The 558-nt window shown below is 38.2% G+C and carries 2 tRNA genes and 1 rRNA gene; all 3 read right to left on the bottom strand.

Annotated elements, in window-relative coordinates:
- Positions 1 to 83, bottom strand: a 23S ribosomal RNA gene (locus ACP7AT_RS15790); the annotation flags it as partial.
- A gap of 193 nt (positions 84 to 276) precedes the next feature.
- Positions 277 to 350 (bottom strand) — tRNA-Ala (locus ACP7AT_RS15785).
- Positions 351 to 445: 95 nt separating this feature from the next.
- Positions 446 to 519: transfer RNA gene (locus ACP7AT_RS15780), tRNA-Ile, on the bottom strand.
- Positions 520 to 558 lie beyond the last annotated feature (39 nt).

Here is a 558-nt window from a genome sequence, read left to right as displayed (position 1 = left end):
CCCCGTAGCTTTTCGCAGCTTATCACGCCCTTCATCGCCTCTGAGAGCCAAGGCATCCCCCATACGCCCTTATTTTGCTTATTGTACCAACATTCAATTAAGAATGCCGTTTCTTTTACCTGTCTATAAATAAACAAGCAAAAAATGCTTTCTACTTTTTATTATTTTCTTATCTCAATATGTCAATGAACTTTATTTAGTCGAATGTCAAAGGTCTTAAAGTCCAATGTCCGAAGACTTGTGACTTTATGACTTTAGACTTTAAAACTAAAATCGTGGAGAATAACGGAGTCGAACCGTTGACCTCCTGCGTGCAAGGCAGGCGCTCTAGCCAGCTGAGCTAATCCCCCAATCTTTTTTAATTATGAATTGTGAATTACGAATTACGATGTATATCGTGATTTTTCAACTCTAGAATTTCTTCTTCTTTGTTTAAGTTAAATAGTTGTCTCGGACAGACTCGAACTGTCGACCCCTACATTATCAGTGTAGTACTCTAACCAGCTGAGCTACGAGACACTCTTATTCTTAAATGGTATTATTTGAACTAACAGCAAG

Origin of the sequence: Flavobacterium sp. DSP2-3-1 (assembly GCF_049896865.1) — a bacterium.
In the GTDB taxonomy this organism is placed as follows: Bacteria; Bacteroidota; Bacteroidia; order Flavobacteriales; family Flavobacteriaceae; genus Flavobacterium.
Note: the sequence above shows the minus strand (reverse complement) of the source record. Positions and strands in the feature narration are given on the sequence as shown.